This is a genomic window from Streptomyces sp. NPDC048506 (assembly GCF_040651315.1).
Lineage (GTDB): Bacteria > Actinomycetota > Actinomycetes > Streptomycetales > Streptomycetaceae > Streptomyces.
In genome coordinates this window covers 148,873-169,432 of the sequence record NZ_JBEZIX010000011.1, presented here as the reverse complement: position 1 = coordinate 169,432, position 20,560 = coordinate 148,873, and the positions used below count along the sequence as shown (strand labels likewise).

The following is a 20,560-nucleotide window of genomic DNA, read 5'->3' as shown; positions in this document are numbered from 1 at the left end:
ACGGCGCCGTGCCGCCGACCTCCCGGATGGTGCGGGACCGTGTGTCCGCTCCCATTGTCGGTGCCGTACGGCAGGATGGACCGAATGAGTGGGACCGGAGATACCGAGCCCGGCACCGAGGCCGGTGAGCTGCCCGAGTACGCGGAGCGGGTCCTCGCTGTCGCCGAGCTGATTCCGCCGGGCCGCGTGATGACGTACGGCGATGTCGCCGAGTGGCTGGAAGAGGGAGGGCCGCGGCAGGTCGGGCGGGTGATGGCCCTCTACGGTGGCGCGGTGCCCTGGTGGCGGGTGGTCCGCGCGGACGGCCAGCTGCTGCCCGGCCACGAACGGCGCGCCCTGGCGCACTACCGCGCCGAGGGCACCCCCCTGCGGGAAGCCGCCCGCACCGCGCCCGAGGGCAGCGCGCGCAGCGCCCCGGCGAGCGGCGGCGGTCCGAAGACGGGCGGGCCGATACCACGGCTCGACATGCGGCGGGCCCGCTGGGACGGGCATCAGGACGACGACGGCGCCCCCTAGCGTGTACGGCAGACCGCACGGCACGCGGCCGTACGGGCAGCCCGCACCGCGGCCCGCCGCGCACCGCATCCGCACCACGACCAGCACCCTTCTTTGGACCGGCGATCCACGTGAGTTCCTCCTCCTCGGCCGTCCCGCCGACGCAGCCCCACCGGGCGCGGCGGGACGACCCCGGCGCGTACCGACTGGTGCGTACCCCGCCGGGGCGGGTGGATCCTCCTGCCTTGGACGCAACCCAGCGCGCTGTGGTTGACCACCGGCACGGGCCGCTGCTGGTACTGGCCGGCCCCGGCACCGGCAAGACCACGACGCTGGTGGAGTCGGTCGCCCGCCGGATCCGGGCCGGCACCGACCCCGACCGGATCCTCGTCCTCACCTTCAGCCGCAAGGCCGCCGTCGCACTCCGCGACCGGCTCGCCGTCCGCCTGCGGGACCTGGAGGGGCACGGCCGTGACCGACGACGGGCCGGCGTCCCCCAGGCGACCACCTTCCACTCCTTCTGCTACGCCCTGGTCCGCGCCCACCAGGACGCCGACCTCTTCGCCGACCCTCTGCGGCTGCTGTCCGGACCCGAACAGGACCTCGTCGTCCGCGAGCTCCTCGAAGGACAGGCGGAGCTGGCCGGCGACGGACGCGCCCGGATCGGCTGGCCCGACGAACTGCGGGCCTGCCTGACCACCCGCGGCTTCGCCGACGAGGTCCGCGCGGTGCTCGCCCGCAGCCGCGAACTGGGCCTGGGTCCGGACGCCCTCGGCGACTTCGCCCGGCGCACCGGACGCCCCGACTGGAGCGCCGCCGCCGACTTCCTCGCCGAATACCTCGACGTGCTGGACGCCCAGGGGGTCCTGGACTACGCCGAGCTGGTGCACCGCGCCGTGCTGCTCGCCGGACGCCCCGACGTCGCCGCCGAGCTCGCGGCCCGCTACGACGCCGTCTACGTCGACGAGTACCAGGACACCGACGTCGCACAGGTACGGCTGCTGCGCGCCCTCGCCGGCAATGACGTGACCGCCGCCGCACCGGGCTCCCCGGGCCGCACCCTCATCGCCTTCGGCGACCCCGACCAGTCGATCTACGCCTTCCGAGGAGCCGACGTCAACGGCATCCTCGACTTCCCCGAGACCTTCCGGCGCGCCGACGGCACCCCCGCGCCGGTGGCCGTGCTGGGCACCGCCCGCCGCTCGGGCGCCGCCCTCCTCGCCGCCACCCGGCTGCTCACCCGCCGGATGCCGCTCACCCGGTTGCCCGCCCAGAAGGTCCGCGCCCACCGCGAGCCGGCCCCCGTACGGGACGGCGGCCGCGTCGAGGTCTCCACGTATCCGACGCCCGGCGCCGAGCTCGACAACATCGCCGACATCCTGCGCCGCGCCCACCTGGAGGACGGCGTGCCCTGGCGCGAGATGGCCGTCCTCGTCCGCGCCGGGGGGCGCACGATCCCCGCCGTGCGCCGCGCGCTCACCTCGGCCGGGGTACCGCTCGACATCGACGGCGACGACCTGCCGCTGCGCCACGAACCGGCCGTCGCACCCCTGCTCACGGCCCTGCGCGCGGCCGCCCGCGCGGCGCTGGCCGCCGCCACCGGCGACCACGCCGAGGACCCCGCCACCGACCACCGCCTCGACACCGAAACCGCCCTCGACCTGCTGACCTCCCCCCTGGGCGGCATGGACTCCGCCGACCTGCGCCGCCTGGGCCGCGCCCTGCGCGAGGAGGAGCGTGCCGCCGGGCAGCCGCTGCCGCCCCCCTCCGACGAACTGATCGCCCAGGCACTCGCCGAACCCCAGCGCCTGGTGGCCCACGACCCCGGCTACGCCCGCGGCGCCCAGCGGCTCGGCCTGCTGCTGCGCAAGGCCCGCGAACTGCTCGCCGGCGGCGGCACCGCGGAGCAGGCGCTGTGGGAGCTGTGGGACGGCACGCCCTGGCCGCAGCGCCTGGAGCGCGCCGCCCGCCGCGGCGGCGCCGCCGGCCGCAACGCCGACCGGGACCTGGACGCGGTGGTCGCCCTCTTCGAGACCGCAGCCCGCGCCGAGGAGCGCACCGGCGGCCGCGGCGCCCTCAACTTCCTGGAGGAACTCGACGCCCAGGACATCGCTGCCGACACCCTCACCCGCCGCACCGTCCGCCCCGACGCCGTCCGCCTGATGACCGCGCACCGCGCCAAGGGCCTGGAGTGGCGGCTCGTCGTCGTCGCCGGCGTCCAGGAGGGGCTCTGGCCCGACCTGCGCCGGCGCGGCTCACTCCTGGAGGCCGACCGCATCGGCCGCGACGGCCTCGCCGAACCGCTCACCCCCGGCGCGCTGCTCGCCGAGGAACGCCGCCTGTTCTACGTCGCCGCCACCCGCGCCCGTGAACGCCTCGTGGTCACCGCCGTCAAGGCCGCCGCCGACGACGGCGACCAGCCCTCCCGGTTCCTCACCGAACTCGGCGTCACCCCCCAGGACGTCACCGGTCGCCCGCGCCGCCCCCTCTCGGTCGCCGCGCTCGTCGCCGAACTGCGCGCCACCACCGTCGACCCGAACGCCGGCCCCGCCCTGCGCGAGGCCGCCGCCCAGCGCCTGGCCACCCTCGCCGCGCTGCACGACGACGACCACAAGCCCCTGGTGCCGGCCGCCCACCCCGACAACTGGTGGGGCCTCGCCGAACCCACCCACAGCAGCGTCCCGCTCCGTGACCGGGACCAGCCCGTGGTCCTCTCCGGCAGCGCCCTCGACCAGCTCGCCAACACCTGCTCCCTCCAGTGGTTCCTGGGCCGCGAGGTCAAGGCGGACGCCCCCGCCACCGCCGCCCAGGGCTTCGGCAACGTCGTCCATGTGCTCGCCGACGAGGTCGCCTCCGGCCGCACCCCCGCCGACCTGACCGTCCTGATGGAGCGCCTGGACTCCGTGTGGGACGCGCTCGCCTTCGACGCCCCCTGGAAGTCCCGCCAGGAGAAGGACAACGCCCGCGCCGCCCTGGAGCGCTTCCTGCGCTGGCACGTCATGGAGCGCGAGACCCGCGGCCGCGACGCCGTCGCCACCGAGCACGGCTTCGACGTCACCCTCACGGCAGCCGGCTACCAGGTCCGCGTCCGCGGCAGCATGGACCGGGTCTCCCGCGACGCACAGGGCAGGGCCTACGTCGTCGACTTCAAGACCGGCAAGCAGAAACCGACCGGACCCGAGGTCGCCCGCCACCCCCAGCTCGCCGTCTACCAGCTCGCGGTCCGCGAGGGCGCCGTCGACGAGGCCTTCGACGGCCGTACACCCGACGCCGCCGGCGCCGAACTGGTGCACCTGCGGCTCGGCGCGCCCCAGAAGGAGGGCGGCGAGGCGCTGCCCGCCGTACAGGCACAGCAGCCCCTGGACGGCGAGTGGGTCGGCGAACTCCTCGCCACGGCCGCGGGCCGCGTCCTGGAGGAGCGGTTCACCCCCACCACCGGCACCCACTGCACCCACTGCACCTTCCGCGCGTCGTGCAGCGCGCGGCCGGAGGGGCGGCATGTGGTCGACTGACGTTCCGCTGCGCTTGGCTGCCTGCCCACGTTGTTGGCTTTCCCGCCGTGGCCTGGCGGCCGGCGCTCCCCCCCACGTTCTTGGCTTTCTCTCCATGACGCCTGCGGCGGGCGGTTGCCGCTGCGCGGGGCTGTCAGCTGCGGGTGCGCCCCTCCGGACTTCGTCCTGCGGTCCGCCCCCTCCCGTGGGTGGGTGGAGAGGATTGGTGGGGGTGCCCGTAGACCGTCGTCTGCGCGCACGAGCCCTCTCACGCTCGCCCCCACGACCGTTTTTCCTCCCACTCACGGGAGGGGACGGGCCGGAGGGGCAGGGGTGTGGGACGTAAAGCGAAGCAATCCCACACCCCTGCCCCGCAGGACCGTCACCGCACCCAACACACCACGCCCGCCGCAGGCGCAACGGCGACAAGCCACCACGGCGGGAAAGCCAAAAACGTGGGAAGCCAGCCAAGCGCAGCGGACGGGTTACGGTTCTGGTTGTGTCGGCCCGCATCACAGACCCCGAGCAGCTCAAGGAGCTCCTCGGCATCCCGTTCACCCCGGAGCAGACGGCGTGCATCATCGCCCCGCCCGCCCCGCAGGTCATCGTGGCCGGGGCCGGTTCGGGCAAGACGACGGTCATGGCCGCCCGGGTCGTCTGGCTGGTGGGCACCGGCCAGGTCGCCCCCGAACAGATCCTCGGCCTGACGTTCACCAACAAGGCGGCCGGTGAGCTCGCCGAACGGGTCAGGGCCGCACTGCTCGCCGCCGGCGTCACCGACCCCGACGCCCTCCCGGTCGACGGCGGCACCGCGGCCGACCAGCCCCCCGGAGAGCCACGGATCTCCACCTACCACGCCTTCGCCGGCCAGCTCCTCAAGGACCACGGCCTGCGCATCGGCCTGGAGCCCAGCGCCCGGCTGCTCGCCGACGCCACCCGCTTCCAGCTCGCCGCCCGCACGCTCCGCGCCGCCCCCGGCCCCTACCCGGCGCTCACCACCTCGCTGCCCACCCTCGTCGAGGACCTCCTCGCCCTCGACGCCGAACTCGCCGAACACCTCGTCGACCCCGCCCGGCTCCGCGCGCACGACACCGACCTCCTCGCCGCCCTCGACGGCGTCAAGCTCAGCAACGCCGACCTGCGCAAGGTCCCCGAAACCGCGCGCGCCCGCCTGGAGCTGCTCGACCTGGTCACCGCCTACCGCAGCGAGAAGAGCCGCCGCGATCTGCTCGACTTCGGCGACCAGATCGCCCACTCCGCAACCCTCGCCACCACCCACCCCGAGGTCGGCCGGATACTCCGCGACGAATTCCGCGTCGTGCTGCTCGACGAGTACCAGGACACCTCCGTCGCCCAACGCCTCCTGCTCTCCGGCCTCTTCGGCTCCGGCTCCGGCGCCCCCACCGGGCATGCGGTCACCGCCGTCGGCGACCCCTGCCAGGCCATCTACGGCTGGCGCGGCGCCTCCGTCGCCAACCTGGACGACTTCCCCGCCCACTTCCCCTTCCAGGACGGCACCCCCGCCCGCCGCTTCGCCCTCAGCGAGAACCGCCGCAGCGGCGGCCGCCTCCTCGACCTCGCCAACGGCCTGGCCGCCCCTCTGCGCGCCCTGCACGAAGGCGTCGAGGCGCTGCGCCCGGCCCCCGGCGCCGAACGCGACGGCACCGTCCGCTGTGCCCTGCTGCCCACTCACGCCGAGGAGATCGAGTGGCTCGCCGACTCGATCGCCCACCTCGTCCGCACCGGCACCCCGCCCGGTGAGGTCGCGGTGCTCTGCCGCACCGCCGGCGATTTCGCCCGAATCCAGGGTGAACTGGTCGCCCGCGACATCCCCGTGGAGGTCGTCGGCCTCTCCGGACTGCTGCACCTGCCCGAGATCGCCGACCTCGTCGCCGTCTGCGAGGTCCTCCAGGACCCCACCGCCAACGCCTCCCTGGTCCGCCTGCTGATCGGCCCGCGCTGGCGCATCGGCCCCCGCGACCTCGCCCTCCTCGGCCGCCGCGCCCGCATGCTGGTCCAGCACGGCGGCCCCTCCGACGACCCCGAGCAGCGGCTCGCCGAGGCCGTCGAAGGCGTCGACCCGGCCGAGACCGTCTCCCTCGCCGACGCCCTCGACACCTTCCTGGAAGCCGACGGCTCCGACGACGGCCTGCCGTTCTCCCCCGAGGCACGGGTCCGCTTCGCCTACCTCGCCACCGAACTCCGCGACCTGCGGCGCTCCCTCGGCGATCCGCTCATGGACGTGCTCCACCGGATCCTCACCACCACCGGCCTGGAGGTCGAGCTCTCCGCCTCCCCGCACGCCCTCGCCGCCCGCCGCCGCGAAACGCTCGGCACCTTCCTCGACATCGCCGCCGGATTCGCCGCCAAACAGGGCGGCGAATCCCTCGACGGCGACGCCACCCTGCTCGCCTTCCTGGGTTTCCTGCGCACCGCCGTCCAGTACGAGAAGGGCCTGGACAGCTCCCTCCCCGGCGGCGACAACACGGTCAAGGTCCTCACCGCCCACAAGTCCAAGGGCCTCGAATGGGACGTCGTCGCCGTCCCCGGCCTGGTCGGCAAGCAGTTCCCCAGCGAACAGGCCCGCGAGTCCTGGATCACCCGCCCCAAGGTCCTGCCGCACGCCCTGCGCGGCGACGCCGCCACCCTCCCCGACGTCGAGGCATGGGCCGCCCGCGACCTGAAGAACTTCAAGGAGGCGATGAAGCACCACCAGGAAACCGAGGAACTGCGCCTCGGCTATGTCACCTTCACCCGCCCCCGTTCCCTGCTGCTCGGCTCCGGCCACTGGTGGGGCCCGCAGCAGAAGCGCCCCCGCGGCCCGTCCGCCTTCCTGGAGGCGCTCCGCGCCCACTGCGAAGCGGGGCACGGCGAAATCGAGCACTGGGCGGAGGCCCCCGAGGACGGTGCCGAGAACCCGGCCCTCGCCGAGGCCGCCGCGGAGCAGGCCTGGCCGCTGCCCCTCGACCCCACCGCCACCGCCCGTCGCCGCGCCGCCGCGGCCACGGTCCGCGCCCACCTGGCCCGCCGCACCGGCCCGGCGGCACCCCCCGCCGTCCTCCCCGCACAGCCCTCCTCCTACGACCCGGAGTGGCCCCCGCCACCGACGGACGAGGAGTGGGAGGGCGAGCCGTACGACGATGTCCCCGAGGACACGCCGTTCGCGGATGACCCGTTCGAGGACGCGCCGTTCGCGGATGACCTGCCCCAGGACGTGCCGTTCGAGGGCGACCTGTCCGAGGGCGACCTGTCCGACGGCGACCTGTCCGGGGGTGTCCCGCCACAGCGGAAGGCACTGCCCTACGGCGAGGCTCTGCCTCAAAAGGACGACCTGCCCTGCGGCATTGCTCCGCAGGCCGACCCCGACCCCACCGACCCCGACCCCACCGACACCGGGCCGCACGCCCTCCTCCCCGAGGAGCGCCGTACCGTCGGATCCTGGGACCGCGACCTGGAAGCCCTCACCGCCGAGCTGCGCCGCTCCCGCGCGACCGTCCGCGACGTCCCGCTGCCCGCCGCGCTCAGCGCCACCGACCTGCTCCGCCTCGCCGCCGACCCCGACGGCTTCGCCCGCGAACTGGCCCGCCCCATGCCGCGCCCGCCGCAGCCCGGTGCCCGCCGCGGTACCCGCTTCCACGCCTGGGTCGAATCGCGCTTCGAAGAGTTGACGCTGCCGGTCCTCGGCCCGGACGAACTGCCCGGCGCCGACGGTGAGGAGTCCGGGATCACGGACGAAGGCGACCTGGCAGCCCTCAAGGAAGCCTTCGCCCGGACCCCCTACGCCCATCGCACCCCGTTCCGCGTCGAAGCCCCCTTCCAGCTGACGCTCGCCGGACGGGTGATCCGCGGCCGCATCGACGCCGTCTACAAGGAGCACGGCCCCGACGGCGACCGCTTCGAGATCGTCGACTGGAAGACCGGCCGCGCCCACACCGCCGACCCCCTCCAGCTGGCCATCTACCGCCTCGCCTGGGCCGAGCGCTACGGCCTGCCCCCGTCCGCCGTCGACGCCGTCTTCCTCCACGTCCGCAGTGGAGAGGTGGTCAGGCCGGCGCGACTGCCGGGCCGCGCCGGACTCGAACGCATCCTCCTCGGCGAGACCGCCGACCGGCATCCCCCGGAAGGCCGATAGGCTCGGTCGTATGAGCACAACCCCGGACAGCGCCGTCCGCACGTACATCGCCGGCCACCGCGAGGCCTTCCTCGACGACCTCGCCGACTGGCTGCGCATCCCCTCCGTGTCCGCCGACCCGGAGCGCGCCGGCGAGGTCCGTCGCAGTGCCGAATGGCTCGCCGCCAAGCTCAGCGACACCGGTTTCCCGACCGCCGAGATCTGGGAGACCGACGGCGACGGCCTGCCCGCGGTGTTCGCCGAATGGCCCTCCGGCGACCCGTCCGCGCCCACCGTGCTCGTCTACGGTCACCACGACGTGCAGCCCGCCGCCCGCGAGGACGGCTGGCACACCGACCCCTTCGAACCGCACACCGTCGACGGCAAGCTCTACGCCCGCGGCGCCGCCGACGACAAGGGCCAGGTGTTCTTCCACACCCTCGGCGTCCGCGCCCACCTCGCCGCCACCGGCCGCACCGCGCCCGCCGTCAACCTCAAGCTGCTCATCGAGGGCGAGGAGGAGTCCGGTTCGCCGAACTTCCCGGCCCTGATCAAGAAGCACGTGGACCGCCTCACCTGCGACACCGTGATCGTCTCCGACACCGGCATGTGGTCCAGGGACACTCCCACGGTCTGCACCGGCATGCGCGGCCTGACGGACTGTCAGATCGATCTGTACGGCCCCGACCAGGACATCCACTCCGGCTCGTTCGGCGGCGCCGTCCCCAACCCCGCCACCGAGGCCGCCCGACTGGCCGCCGCGCTGCACGACGCCGACCGCCGCGTCGCCGTCCCCGGCTTCTACGACGGCGTCATCGAGCTCACCGACCGCGAGCGGGAGCTCTTCGCCGAGCTGCCCTTCGACGAGGCGGAGTGGCTGCGCACCGCACACTCCCACGCCACCCTCGGCGAGGCCGGCAGCACGACCCTGGAGCGCGTCTGGGCCCGCCCCACCGCCGAGGTCAACGGCATCGGCGGCGGCTACCAGGGCCCCGGCGGCAAGACCATCGTGCCGTCCACCGCCCAGCTCAAGCTCTCCTTCCGGCTCGTCGCCGGCCAGGACGCCGCCGCCGTCCAGCAGTCCGTACGCGACTGGGTCGCAGACCGGCTCCCGTCCGGCATCCGCCACGAGATCACCTTCTGGGGCGCCACCCGCCCCTGCCTGACCCCGCTCGACCACCCCGCGCTCCAGTCCGTCGTGCGCGCCATGGGGCGCGCCTTCGGCCAGCAGATCCGCTTCACCCGCGAGGGCGGCTCAGGGCCGGCTGCCGACCTCCAGGACGTCCTCGGAGTCCCGGTGCTCTTCCTCGGCATCTCCGTCCCCTCCGACGGCTGGCACGCCCCGAACGAAAAGGTCGAGCTCGACCTGCTGATGAAGGGCGTCGAGACCGCCGCCCACCTGTGGGGGGACCTGGCGGAGAACTGGTCCACGTCCTGACCGTGCTCGCACCGCCATCGTTACCGCCACCGCCAGCCCGCTCCGCGCCCGTACGCAGCAATCACCCACGCCATAGGGGGAGTTGGAAACAGCAGTGACCACCTGGACCGACCACACCGCCGACCGGCCGCTCACCTTCAGCGCGCCGAGCGGCATCGACCGCTCCGCCCATCACCGCCTCGACGAGGCCTGGCTGGCGGCGGCCTGGAGTCACCCGACGACCCGCGTCTTCGTGGTATCCGGAGGCCAGGCGCTGGTCGACGACACCCCCGACGGCGGCACCGAACTGATCATGACGCCGTCGTTCGAGGCGCCGCTGACCGAGGCCCACCGTTACTACCTCGGCACCGACGATGACGGCGTCAGCTACTTCGCGCTCCAGAAGGACTCGCTCCCCGGTCGCATGGACCAGTCCGCGCGCCCGGCCGGCCTGCGCGAAGCGGGCCTCCTGCTGTCACCCCGGGACGCCGGCCTCCTCGTCCACGCCGTCGCCCTGGAGAACTGGCAGCGCCTGCACCGCTTCTGCTCCCGCTGCGGCGAACGCACCATGATCGCTGCCGCCGGCCACATCCGCCGCTGCCCCGCCTGCGGCGCCGAGCACTACCCCCGTACGGACCCGGCCGTGATCATGCTCGTCACCGACGAGGACGACCGCGCGCTGCTGGGCCGCCAGGTCCACTGGCCCGAAGGCCGCTTCTCCACCCTGGCGGGCTTCGTCGAGCCGGGCGAGTCGATCGAGCAGTCGGTGGCCCGCGAGGTCTTCGAGGAGGCGGGCGTGATCGTCGGCGACGTCGAGTACGTCGCCAGCCAGCCCTGGCCGTTCCCCTCCAGTCTGATGCTCGGCTTCATGGCCCGCGCCACGTCCGGCGAGATCCAGGTCGACGGCGAGGAGATCGAGGAGGCCCGCTGGTTCTCCCGTGAGGACCTCCGCGCCGCCTTCGAATCCGGCGAGGTCCTCCCGCCGTACGGCATCTCCATCGCGGCCCGCCTGATCGAACTCTGGTACGGCAAGCCCCTCCCGAAGCCGTGACCGGCGCCTGACCCACCCGCGGCGCCCCGGCCACCCGCCGCGCGGTGGGCCTTCTGCGGGGTGAGCGGGCTGCCGCTCACCCGCCCGGGCCCGGCGCACATCGGCTCTCGACCGCACGCGCGAAGGGCCGTCCGGCCGGTCCCGGCGAGGGATCCGGCCGGACGGCCCCTCAGCGGCGCGTCAGGCGGTGCGTCCGACCGTCAGGCCGCGCCCACCTTCTGCTTGACCTGCGCCAGGGACGGGTTGGTCAGCGTCGTACCGTCGGCGAAGAGCACGGTCGGCACCGTCTGGTTGCCGCCGTTCGCCTTCTCCACGAACGCCGCGGACTCCGGGTCCTGCTCGATGTTGATCTCGGTGTAGGCGATGCCCTCACGGTCCATCTGGCTCTTCAGCCGACGGCAGTATCCGCACCAGGTCGTGCTGTACATCGTCACAGTGCCCGCCATGCGTCCCGCGCTCCTTTAGCTATGTCTTGCAGCTATGTCTTGATCGAATACCGCCCACTCGGCGCGGCCAAGCAACACAACGCACACCGAGCCCCAGCAATTCCCGACGGTTGCGTGCGGCCCGTAGGGCGCTGGGACTACTCGTCCCGGCACCCCGCCGCCCGCCGCGACGTGGGCACCACCCACCGGTCCCGCGCAAGGACCGCCCGGCCCGGGCCCCGCCGCTCGCTCGGTGTACGGACCGGCCGCTCGTTGTCGGCGCAGAGCCAGCAAAGCACGCGGCGTCGTCGCACGCCGGTCGTTGTCCACAGCGGGGGCGATGTGTACGACCGGGGCGGGCGGCTGTGGACAGGCGTCACGGGAGTCCCGGGGGACCTGGCAGCATGGCGGGGTGACAGCAGCAACGGACTCCTCGCTCTTCCCGCCGGTGCCGGATTCGGCCGACGGGGTGCTCGACGGGCTCGACCCCGAGCAGCGCGAGGTCGCGACGGCTCTGCACGGTCCGGTCTGCGTGCTGGCGGGAGCCGGTACGGGCAAGACGCGGGCGATCACGCACCGCATCGCGTACGGGGTGCGGGCCGGGATCCTGCACCCGGCGAGTGTGTTGGCGGTCACGTTCACGGCTCGTGCGGCCGGCGAGATGCGCGGTCGGCTGCGGCAGCTCGGCGCGGGCGGGGTCCAGGCGAGGACGTTCCACTCGGCGGCGTTGCGGCAGCTCCAGTTCTTCTGGCCCAAGGCCGTCGGGGGCGAGATGCCGCGGCTGCTGGAGCGCAAGGTCCAACTGGTGTCCGAGGCCGCCGCGCGGTGCCGCATCCGGCTCGACCGCAACGAGCTGCGGGACGCGACGGCGGAGATCGAGTGGTCCAAGGTGACGCAGACGGTGCCGGCCGACTATCCGGCCGCGGTCGTGAAGGCCGGCCGTGAGGCGCCCCGTGACCCCGCCGAGATCGGGCAGCTCTACGCCGCGTACGAGCAGCTCAAGCGCGATCGCGGGGCCATCGACTTCGAGGACGTGCTGCTGCTCACCGTCGGCGTGCTACAGGACCGGCACGACATCGCCGAGCAGGTCCGGGCCCAGTACCAGCACTTCGTCGTGGACGAGTATCAGGACGTCAGCCCGCTCCAGCAGCGGCTGCTGGAGCTGTGGCTGGGGGACCGCGACAGCCTCTGCGTGGTCGGTGACGCCAGCCAGACGATCTACAGCTTCACCGGTGCCACCCCCGACCACCTCCTCGACTTCCGCACCCGACACCCGCAGGCGACGGTCGTCAAGCTCGTCCGCGACTACCGCTCCAGCCCGCAGGTCGTGCACCTTGCCAACGGGCTGCTCTCCCAGGCCAGGGGGCGTGCCGCCGAGTACCGCCTGGAGCTGGTCTCGCAGCGCCCGGCCGGCCCGGAGCCGGTGTACACGGAGTACGCGGACGAGCCGGCGGAGGCCGAGGGGACGGCCCGCCGTATCCGGGACCTGATCGCTTCCGGCGTGCCGGCGAGCGAGATAGCGGTGCTGTACCGCGTGAACGCCCAGTCCGAGGTGTACGAGCAGGCGCTGGCCGATGCCGGCGTGCCGTACCAGTTGCGGGGTGCCGAGCGGTTCTTCGAGCGGCCGGAGGTGCGGGAGGCCGGCATCAAGCTGCGCGGTGCCGCCCGTTTCGGGGGCAACGACGCGCTGCTGGACGATGCCATGGACCTGCCGTCCGAGGTGCGGGCGGTGCTGAGCGACATGGGCTGGACCGGTCAGCCGCCGGCCGGCTCGGGGGCGACGCGGGACCGCTGGGAGTCGCTGGCCGCCCTGGTGCGGCTCGCGGAGGACTTCGCCCGGGCCCGGCCCCGGGCCACCCTCGCCGACCTGGTCGCGGAGCTGGACGAGCGGGCCAACGCCCAGCACGCCCCGACGGTGGAGGGGGTGACGCTCGCCTCCCTGCACGCCGCGAAGGGCCTGGAGTGGGACGCCGTCTTCCTGGTGGGTCTCACCGAAGGCATGATGCCGATCACCTACGCCAGGACCGATGAGCAGATAGAGGAGGAGCGGCGGCTGCTGTACGTCGGTGTCACCCGTGCTCGGGTCCATCTGGGGCTGTCCTGGTCGCTGTCGCGGTCTCCCGGTGGCCGGGCCTCGCGCAGCGCCAGCCGTTTCCTGAGCGGTCTGCGGCCGGGCACCGGCGCGGGGAGCGGGCGTCGGGTGCCGGGCGCGGCCTTCGGGGGGATCGAGCGCGGTGCGGCGACGGCGGCGGTTGCCCGGCGGACCAGGAACCGCACACCGGCCCGCTGCCGGGTCTGCAACCGCACCCTGACGGACGCGGGCGAGATGAAGCTGATGCGGTGTGAGGACTGCCCCGCGGAGCTCGACGAGGCGCTGTACGAGCGGCTGTACGCGTGGCGGGCGGAGCAGGCGGCGCGTTCGCGGCAGCCGGCCTACTGCATCTTCACCGACAAGACGTTGATGGCGATTGCCGAGGCGGTTCCGGGAACCGAATCGGAGCTTGCGGTCATCTCAGGTGTGGGGCGGCGCAAGTTCGACCGCTTCGGCAGCGACGTGCTGGCTATCTGTGCCGGTGAGGAGCTTGTGGGAGCCTCGGGAGACGGGTCCGGGGACGCCACGGAAAACTCGTCGGAAAAATAGTTTGCGCGTGCGGAGCGCATCCCCATAGCCTTCGGAGCAACGGGGACATCGGAACTTGTCCGAGATCCGATGGATCCGTGCTGTACTTGAACGCCCTGGAACGGGATTCCCGGTCCACCGAGACGCCGAGAGGAGGCGAGCCCAGTGATCAGCTTCATCGAGACCAGCAAAATGACCGATCGCTCGGTCGTCGCCACCTGCCCGCTCGGCTCCTCGCTCCGTGGCACCGGTCTGTCCGGCTTCGGCCGCCTTTCCGGTTCCGAGGTCGCGCGCCCCGAATCCCTCGCCGTGCTGACGCGCAGCGAGCGCACCGCGCGACCGACCGAGGCACCTGCGGCAGTAGCAGTGGCGGCTGAGGCGAATGCCTTTGCCTTCGCGGCGGCCAATGGTGCCGAATCCCGGAAGCAGTACCCGACGCAGCATGACATGTGGGCCTACCGCGGCCTCGAACCCTGGAGAGATCCAGCCTGATCGGCAGATCAGGTCGGCACCTTCCAGGGCCGCGGAACCCACACCGGGATCCGCGGCCCTTTTGTTTGCCCGATCGCCCGCCACAGCGGGCCGAACTGACGAGGAACACACCACCGTGCAACTGCAGACGCACACCACGTCCGTGGCCACCGACCTGATCCCTCCGCCCGACCCCCAGGAGAACTCCTTGCTGCCCCTCACCGAGCTCGACAACGAGATCGACCGCCTCGGCGCCGCCGTACCGTGCCGCACCTATGACCCGGAGGTCTTCTTCGCCGAGTCCCCGGCCGACGTCGAGTACGCCAAGACGCTGTGCCAGTCCTGTCCGGTCCGTGAGGCCTGCCTGGCCGGCGCCAAGGACCGCCGTGAGCCGTGGGGTGTCTGGGGCGGTGAGCTCTTCGTCCAGGGTGTCGTGGTGCCGCGGAAGCGTCCGCGTGGCCGTCCGCGCAAGAACCCGGTTGCGGCATGAGCATCACCGAGGCAGGAACGATCGACCGTCCCATCACACGGGACCCCAAGAAGCAGGACCCCACGATGAATCCCACCTTCACCGACACACCCGTCCCCACGAACGTCGACGCGATCGAGTGGCGTCAGAACAGGAACTTCGCCATGCAACTCATCCCAGAAGCCCTGGCACGTGCGCATATGCATGAACGCTTGCGGGAGGCCGAGTCCGAACGCAGGGCTCATCGGATCGCCGCCGCGCGGCGTATGCAGCGGCGTGCCGAGCGCGCGTCGCTGCGCGCCCGGCGTGCCCTGGCGATGGCCGTAATGCAGTAAGGCCGTGCGCTGACACGTAGCGTCCACGGGGTCCGTCCGACAGGGCGGGCCCCGTGGTGCGTTGTATCCGGCTTCGTGCGGTTGGCGGAGATATCGTCGGATGGTGGACCAGAAGACGCATGAACGGGCGGAGTTGGCCGACGGGAACACGGTGTGCGCCGGCTGCGGCGTGGTCGCCGAGGGCACTCCGCCGACCTGGACCTGCTCCGTGGAGAACGGCGAGCGCCGCTACTTCTGCGACGACTGCGCACGGGAGCACATCAGGGCCATCGAGGGGCGCCTGGATTCCAGCTGGTGGTGAGGCCGGGCGTCATCGAGGGGTGACGCCCGGCCCGCGGTTCAGGCGGTGGATTCCTCGACGACCTCCGCGTGGTTGTCCGCGCCGGTGTCGGTTCGGCCGTCCGAGGTGACGGAGCCGGAGGCGTCGGGGTCGATGCCGGTGGGGTCGGGGCCGGGGGGCTCCTCCTCGGGCACGAAGCCGGGCATCCAGGCTTCCAGTTCGTCGCGGAGCCGCACCGTCGCGCCGAGCTGGCACAGCACGCCGATCGTGCTCAAGGTCACACGGTGGATCAGCAGATAGGCGGGCGGCAGGTTGAGCCGCTTGCCCAGCTGGTGTGCGGGGGAGCGGGGATCGCCGACCCGGGCCGCCTGCTGGCGCATCCAGCTCCGGGTGAAGGTGAACTCCTCGGCCTGTGCGGGCTCGATGATGGGCAGCAGGTAGTGCAGCACCGCGTCCGGGTCCAGCTCGATGGACTCCTTGACGAAGCCCTCCTCGCACAGCAGCTCGTAAACCATGTCCGCCTCGCCGTCCAGCGTCATCCGCAGCGAGGTGCCGATGGTCGGCGGCAGTCCGTCGGGCAGCCGGTCGACCGTGCCGAAGTCCAGGACGCCCAGCCGCCACTCCTCGGCGGGCCCGTCCGGGGAGTCGCCGGCCAGCAGGCGGAAGTTGCCCGGGTGCGGGTCGGCGTGCAGCAGGCCGGTGCGGGCGGGCCCGGAGAAGAGGAAGCGGGCCAGGAGCTGACCGGCCCGGTTCCGCTGCTCGTCGGTGCCGTCTGCGATCACCTCGGACAGCGGCACGCCGTCCATCCACTCCGTCACCAGCACCTCGTCGCTCTGGTGCACCACCGCCGGCACCACCACGTCGGGGTCGTCGGCGAACTCCTCGGCGTGCGCGCGCTGGGCCTCCGCCTCCAAGGAGTAGTCCAGCTCCTCGGAGACCCGGTCGCGCAGCTCGGTGATCAGCGGCTTGATGTCCATACCGGGGATCAGCGGCCCCAACAGCCGGGCGAAGCGGCTCAGCTGTGCCAGGTCCGACAGCAGTGCCTGCCCGGCTCCGGGGTACTGGACCTTGACGGCCACCTCGCGGCCGTCGTGCCAGACTGCCCGGTGCACCTGCCCGATCGAGGCCGCCGCGGCCGGCTTGTCCTCGAACTCCTCGAACAGCTCCCGCCAGTCCTCGCCGAGCCGCTCCGCGAGCACGGCGTGCACCGTGCTCGTCGGCATCGGCGGTGCCGCCTCCTGAAGCTTCGTCAGGGCGGCGCGGTAGGGCCCGGCGATCTCCTCGGGCAGCGCCGATTCGAAGACGGACAGCGCCTGCCCGAACTTCATCGCTCCGCCCTTCAGCTCACCCAGCACCTTGAAGAGCTGTTCGGCGGTGCGTTGTTGCAGCTCGCGGCCCACGATCTCGGCGGATCTGCCGCCGATCCGCTTGCCCAGGCCCCAGGTGGCACGGCCGGCGAACCCCAGTGGCAGCGCGGCCAGCTTGGCGGTACGAGTGACCGCCTTGCGGGGAAGATCAGACATGCGCCCCTCCAACTCACACTGTTCCCTACCGGGGTTACTCCGTCATTGTGGCGTGTCGCGGCCGAGGATCCGAGGCGCCTGCCGAAGACAGCGAAGCGGCGGCACCGCAGCCGCACTCCGGATGTGGTGCGATCCGCACGGTGCGCACGCTCGCACACGGCAGCGCGAGCTCCATCCGCGCCCCCGTGCACGGCGGGAGCTCACCGTCGAGGAACGCCAGCGCCTGGGCGGCCGCGAGGCCCGCCACCGCCGTGGCCAGCGCGGCGTCACACGCCGGCACCGCGGGCGCCGCACGCCCCGACCGCCACTGCGCCAGCAGCCGCGGCCAGGCCGGCTCCGCGTCCATACGGCGCAGCTCGTCGCAGCGGGCGCAGGCCGACCCGCCGGGCAGCACCAGAGGACCCACCACACCCGTGCCCTCGATCACGCCCGCGTACAGGTGCGGGATTCCGGCGGTCAGCAGCGGCTCGGAGAGCACCGGGTCGGGTGCGTACGCGGCGAGCCCGTCCCGCGGGGCAAGCACCATCAGGGACAGTCCGGGCTCACCGGACTCGCTGACCGGGACCCGCGGTCGCGGCCGGCGGCTCCAGGGGGAGGAGCTGCGGACCAGCCGCTCGGCGGCGGTGGCCCGCCCCTCGCCGATCCGTTCGGCGCCGAGCCCGCCGGGCAGGACGTCCGCCGGGTCGACTGAGCCCCCGTCGACGACCTCCACCCTGCCGAGGCCGGAGGCCGAGAGCAGCGCCGCGATCGCCGCGCCCACCCGCCCCGCTCCCTTGATCTTCGTCCGGATCGCCCGGCGCGCCCCTATCCGGTCCAGGGCGCCGGCCGGCTCGCGATGCCGTACCGACAGGGACGCCAGATCGGGCCGCAGCCGCTCGAAGGCGGGCCGGTCCGCCCGCACGGCGGCGGCCGCCGGTCCGCCCGCGGTGGGGGCCTCCAGCAGTCCGGCCGCGCCGAGCCGGTCCACCACGCCCCGTGCGTGCTCGGGCGGCAGGTCCAGTAACGCGGCCTCCGCGATCAGTTGCTGCATGGTGCGGGTGCCGTCGATCAGCGTGAGGAAGCTGCCGGTCGCGGTGTCGACCGGGCCGACCACCATCGCATGGGCCGGTGCCACGCCGAACCGCACCGTCTCCCTGTCCCGCCAGCCGCGCCGCAGCGCGGGCTTGAGCATCGGATGCATCTCATCCGCCCCCGTTCTTCGTCGTACGGCCCTCAGCATGCACCCTGCGGCGGACGGCACCCGAAGTTATCCACAGGCCGGGTCGGGGTTTGTCATATGAACGGGGCGCGCCGTGGAGTGGATGGAGTGGTTCGGTGGCGAACCGTTCGCGGGGCGGGACTTCCCACAGGGCCAGCGGGTAACGTCGGGCGCGTGCCCGCCGACCCGCACCCTCACGGATCAGGGGAGACGCCCCTGCGCCGCGCCACCGACTCCTCGCGCAGGGCTGCCCCGAGCCCGAAGGCCCGGGGATCGGGGACCAGCGCGGTCGAGGTGCGGCGGAGTTCACGGCGGCGCCGGACGGTCTCCGCGTACCGCGAGGGCGACCGCACCGTCGTCCTCATCCCCGCCCGCATGTCGGAGGCCGAGGAGCAGCGCTGGGTCACCGTCATGCTCGACAAGCTGGCCGCCCAGGAGAGCAAGCGGATGCTCGGCGACGGCGAGCTGGTCGAGCGCGCCGGGCGGTTGTCGGAGCAGTACCTCGACGGCCGGGCCCGGCCCGCGTCGGTGCGCTGGGTCACCAACCAGAACACCCGCTGGGGATCGTGCACCCCCGCCGAGGGCAGCATCCGGCTCTCGCACCGGCTCCAGGGCATGCCGGAGTACGTCATCGACTACGTCCTGCTGCACGAGCTCGCCCACCTCCTCGTCCCCGGCCACGGCCCACAGTTCTGGCGCCTGCTGGAGTCCTATCCCCGTACGGAGCGGGCCCGCGGATACCTGGAGGGCGTGGTCGCGGCCGACCGGCTGCCCCATCTGCCGCCGGCCCGCAGCGAGTAGGCGCGGCGCCGGAAGAGGCGGGCGGGGCACCGGGACAACTTCGTGACGCCCCGGAATCGCCCGCTGTCGGCGCCAGCCGTTAGCCTGGCGGCCCAGGCGGAATCACAGCGGGAGCGGGGGACGGTCGTTACGTATGGCCAGGGAATTCCAGCGCGGCCACAAGGCCAAGATCGGTGATCTGACGGCGGGGACGGATCTGTACGTAGGGGTGCAGATCGCCGGCCCCGGCCTGACCTTCGACATCAGCTGCTTCGGTCTGGACACCGCCGAACGGCTCTCCGACGACCGGTACTTCATCTTCTACAACCAGCCAAAGTCGCCGGAGGAGTCGATCCAGCTGCTCGGCCCGCAGGCCGGCGACACCGAGTCCTTCCGGGTCACCCTCGACAAGATCCCGCCGCAGATCCAGAAGCTGTGCTTCACCGCCGCGCTCGACGGCGCCGGCCAGATCTCCCAGATCGGGCCGGGCTACATCCGGATCGTGGCCGGCGGCGAAGAGGTCGCCCGGTACTCCTTCACCGGCAGCGAGTTCAGCACCGAACGCGCCGTCATGCTGGGCGACTTCTACCTCAAGGACGTCTGGCGGTTCGCCGCGGTCGGCCAGGGCTTCGACGGCGGCCTGGAGGCGCTGTTGAAGAACTTCGGCGGCGAGGTCGCGGAGGAGGCGGAGGCGCAGCCCGAACCGCCCGCCGTCGCACAGGGCGCGCCCGGCTTCGCCCCGCCGCCCGGGCCGGCGGCGCCGGCGCCGTCCTTCGGGGCACCTGCCGCGCCCGTGACGCCGCAGCCGGCGCCCGTACCGCCGCCGCCCGCGCCCGAGTTCGGCGCGCCCCAGGGGGTACCGCCGGCGTCCCCGGCCGTGCCCCAGCCCGGCCCGGTGGCCCCGGCCCCGCAGCCCACGCCCCCGCCGGTCCACAGCGCGCCCACCATCGCCGCGCCCTTGGTCCCGCCGTCCCCCGAGGGCCTTCGACAAGCTCCGGTCCAGGGGGGACCCCCATGCCCGGTGCCGCCGCCCGGCGTGCCCGGACCACCCGGACAGCAGCCGGCGGCCCCCTACGGCCAGCCGCAGCCCGCGCCGGGCGGCTTCCCCGGCCAGCCGGCCCCGCAGGCAGCCCCGTACGGGCAGCCCGGCGCGTTCCCGGGCCAGCCGGCCCCGTACGGCCAGCCCCCGGCCGCCCCGTATCCGGGACAGGCCCCGGCCGTCCAGGGCGGTGGCCCCGGCCTCGGCGTCGTCCTGGACAAGTACAAGGAAGCCCCCACCGGCCAGCGCTGGACCCCGCAGAACAGCAAGCTGATCCGCGCCGACCTCGGCGTCGACGGGCAGCCGGTCCTCGCCCGCCAGGGCAGCATGGTGCTCTACCAGGGCAAGGTCGACTTCGGCTACAAGGGCGCCGGCTTCCGCGGCCGGATCGTCGGCAACGCCACCGGCCAGGAGATGCAGCTGATGCGCTGCACCGGCCAGGGCCAGATCTTCTTCGCCGACAACAGCGCCCACGTGCACCCCATCGAGTTGCAGGGCGACGCGCTCTGCGTGTCCGCCGAGTCGGTGCTCGCCTTCGACGAGTCGCTCCAGCACGAGGTCCGTCGGATCGAGGGGCACGGCATCCCCGGTGGCGCCCTGTTCACCATGCAGTTCCAGGGGACCGGCACCATCGTCGTCAAGACCCACGGCACCCCCGTGGTGCTGCCGGTCACCCCGACCACCTTCGCCGACGCCAACGCCATCGTGGCCTGGTCCGCCGGCTCGCAGGTGATCATCTCCAGTCAGGTGAGCCTGCGCCGGCACGCCTATCCCGGCCACTCCGGCGAGACCGTGAACCTCCAGTTCCGCGGTGCGCCCGGCAACTTCATCGTCGTCCAGCCCTACGAGGTCTGA

The 20,560-nt window shown here is 73.3% G+C and carries 15 protein-coding genes; 12 read left to right on the top strand and 3 right to left on the bottom strand.

All coding sequences use genetic code 11. The features are described from left to right. Positions 1–84: 84 nt before the first annotated feature. From AB0C96_RS11660 to nudC, 5 genes are all read left to right on the top strand, one after another. Positions 85–516, top strand: a complete 432-nt coding sequence (locus AB0C96_RS11660; protein ID WP_362916148.1) for an MGMT family protein — start codon at positions 85–87, stop codon at positions 514–516. A gap of 110 nt (positions 517–626) precedes the next feature. Next, positions 627–4,007 carry an ATP-dependent DNA helicase gene (locus tag AB0C96_RS11655; protein WP_362916146.1) on the top strand — a complete coding sequence of 1,127 codons (3,381 nt, stop codon included), beginning with the start codon at positions 627–629 and terminating at the stop codon, positions 4,005–4,007. A gap of 478 nt (positions 4,008–4,485) precedes the next feature. Further along, on the top strand, positions 4,486–8,118 hold the full coding sequence (locus AB0C96_RS11650) for an ATP-dependent DNA helicase (RefSeq protein ID WP_362916144.1): 3,633 nt from the start codon (positions 4,486–4,488) through the stop codon (positions 8,116–8,118). Between the two features lie 10 nt (positions 8,119–8,128). Next, the gene (locus AB0C96_RS11645) at positions 8,129–9,535 is read left to right on the top strand and encodes a dipeptidase (protein WP_362916142.1); all 1,407 of its coding nucleotides are present in this window, start codon (positions 8,129–8,131) and stop codon (positions 9,533–9,535) included. Positions 9,536–9,629: 94 nt separating this feature from the next. After that, positions 9,630–10,565 carry an NAD(+) diphosphatase gene (gene nudC / locus AB0C96_RS11640; protein WP_362916140.1) on the top strand — a complete coding sequence of 312 codons (936 nt, stop codon included), beginning with the start codon at positions 9,630–9,632 and terminating at the stop codon, positions 10,563–10,565. A 200-nt stretch (positions 10,566–10,765) separates the two neighbouring features. Here the strand turns inward: nudC and AB0C96_RS11635 are convergent, their stop codons facing one another. Further along, positions 10,766–11,011: a mycoredoxin gene (locus tag AB0C96_RS11635; protein WP_066926501.1), complete on the bottom strand. Its 246-nt coding sequence runs from the start codon at positions 11,009–11,011 to the stop codon at positions 10,766–10,768. A gap of 319 nt (positions 11,012–11,330) precedes the next feature. Here AB0C96_RS11635 and AB0C96_RS11630 point away from each other — a divergent pair, with 319 nt between their 5' ends. The 5 genes from AB0C96_RS11630 to AB0C96_RS11610 all read left to right on the top strand — a co-directional run bounded on the left by AB0C96_RS11630 (position 11,331) and on the right by AB0C96_RS11610 (position 15,186). Further along, a complete protein-coding gene (locus AB0C96_RS11630; protein ID WP_362916138.1) occupies positions 11,331–13,631 on the top strand; it encodes an ATP-dependent DNA helicase UvrD2 in 2,301 nt (766 codons plus the stop codon). 144 nt (positions 13,632–13,775) lie between these two features. Continuing rightward, positions 13,776–14,102: a hypothetical protein gene (locus AB0C96_RS11625; protein WP_362916136.1), complete on the top strand. Its 327-nt coding sequence runs from the start codon at positions 13,776–13,778 to the stop codon at positions 14,100–14,102. Positions 14,103–14,217: 115 nt separating this feature from the next. Then, on the top strand, positions 14,218–14,571 hold the full coding sequence (locus AB0C96_RS11620) for a WhiB family transcriptional regulator (protein WP_362916134.1): 354 nt from the start codon (positions 14,218–14,220) through the stop codon (positions 14,569–14,571). Further along, positions 14,568–14,885: a hypothetical protein gene (locus AB0C96_RS11615; RefSeq protein WP_362916132.1), complete on the top strand. Its 318-nt coding sequence runs from the start codon at positions 14,568–14,570 to the stop codon at positions 14,883–14,885. Before AB0C96_RS11620 ends, AB0C96_RS11615 begins: the two co-directional genes overlap by 4 nt. 100 nt (positions 14,886–14,985) lie before the next feature. Then, the gene (locus AB0C96_RS11610; RefSeq protein ID WP_362916130.1) at positions 14,986–15,186 is read left to right on the top strand and encodes a hypothetical protein; all 201 of its coding nucleotides are present in this window, start codon (positions 14,986–14,988) and stop codon (positions 15,184–15,186) included. Positions 15,187–15,224: 38 nt separating this feature from the next. On the opposite strand, the gene AB0C96_RS11605 is transcribed toward AB0C96_RS11610, so the two are convergent. Together AB0C96_RS11605 and AB0C96_RS11600 are read right to left on the bottom strand one after the other, a co-directional pair. Continuing rightward, positions 15,225–16,688: an AarF/ABC1/UbiB kinase family protein gene (locus AB0C96_RS11605; RefSeq protein WP_362916128.1), complete on the bottom strand. Its 1,464-nt coding sequence runs from the start codon at positions 16,686–16,688 to the stop codon at positions 15,225–15,227. A 34-nt stretch (positions 16,689–16,722) separates the two neighbouring features. After that, positions 16,723–17,859, bottom strand: a complete 1,137-nt coding sequence (locus AB0C96_RS11600; RefSeq protein ID WP_362916127.1) for a TOMM precursor leader peptide-binding protein — start codon at positions 17,857–17,859, stop codon at positions 16,723–16,725. Between the two features lie 201 nt (positions 17,860–18,060). Between AB0C96_RS11600 and AB0C96_RS11595 the strand changes: the two genes are divergently transcribed. Then, on the top strand, positions 18,061–18,687 hold the full coding sequence (locus AB0C96_RS11595) for a M48 family metallopeptidase (RefSeq protein WP_362916125.1): 627 nt from the start codon (positions 18,061–18,063) through the stop codon (positions 18,685–18,687). A gap of 133 nt (positions 18,688–18,820) precedes the next feature. Next, entirely contained in the window at positions 18,821–20,560 is a 1,740-nt protein-coding gene (locus tag AB0C96_RS11590; protein ID WP_362916123.1) for a TerD family protein, read from the top strand.

Bases quoted from the DNA above. Each gene is read 5' to 3' on its own strand.
- AB0C96_RS11660 (WP_362916148.1), top strand. From the start codon at position 85: ATGAGTGGGACCGGAGATACCGAGCCCGGCACCGAGGCCGGTGAGCTG.
- AB0C96_RS11645 (WP_362916142.1), top strand. From the start codon at position 8,129: ATGAGCACAACCCCGGACAGCGCCGTCCGCACGTACATCGCCGGCCAC.
- AB0C96_RS11635 (WP_066926501.1), bottom strand. From the start codon at position 11,011: ATGGCGGGCACTGTGACGATGTACAGCACGACCTGGTGCGGATACTGC.
- AB0C96_RS11630 (WP_362916138.1), top strand. From the start codon at position 11,331: ATGTGTACGACCGGGGCGGGCGGCTGTGGACAGGCGTCACGGGAGTCC.
- AB0C96_RS11615 (WP_362916132.1), top strand. From the start codon at position 14,568: ATGAGCATCACCGAGGCAGGAACGATCGACCGTCCCATCACACGGGAC.
- AB0C96_RS11610 (WP_362916130.1), top strand. From the start codon at position 14,986: ATGGTGGACCAGAAGACGCATGAACGGGCGGAGTTGGCCGACGGGAAC.
- AB0C96_RS11605 (WP_362916128.1), bottom strand. From the start codon at position 16,688: ATGTCTGATCTTCCCCGCAAGGCGGTCACTCGTACCGCCAAGCTGGCC.
- AB0C96_RS11600 (WP_362916127.1), bottom strand. From the start codon at position 17,859: ATGCTCAAGCCCGCGCTGCGGCGCGGCTGGCGGGACAGGGAGACGGTG.
- AB0C96_RS11590 (WP_362916123.1), top strand. From the start codon at position 18,821: ATGGCCAGGGAATTCCAGCGCGGCCACAAGGCCAAGATCGGTGATCTG.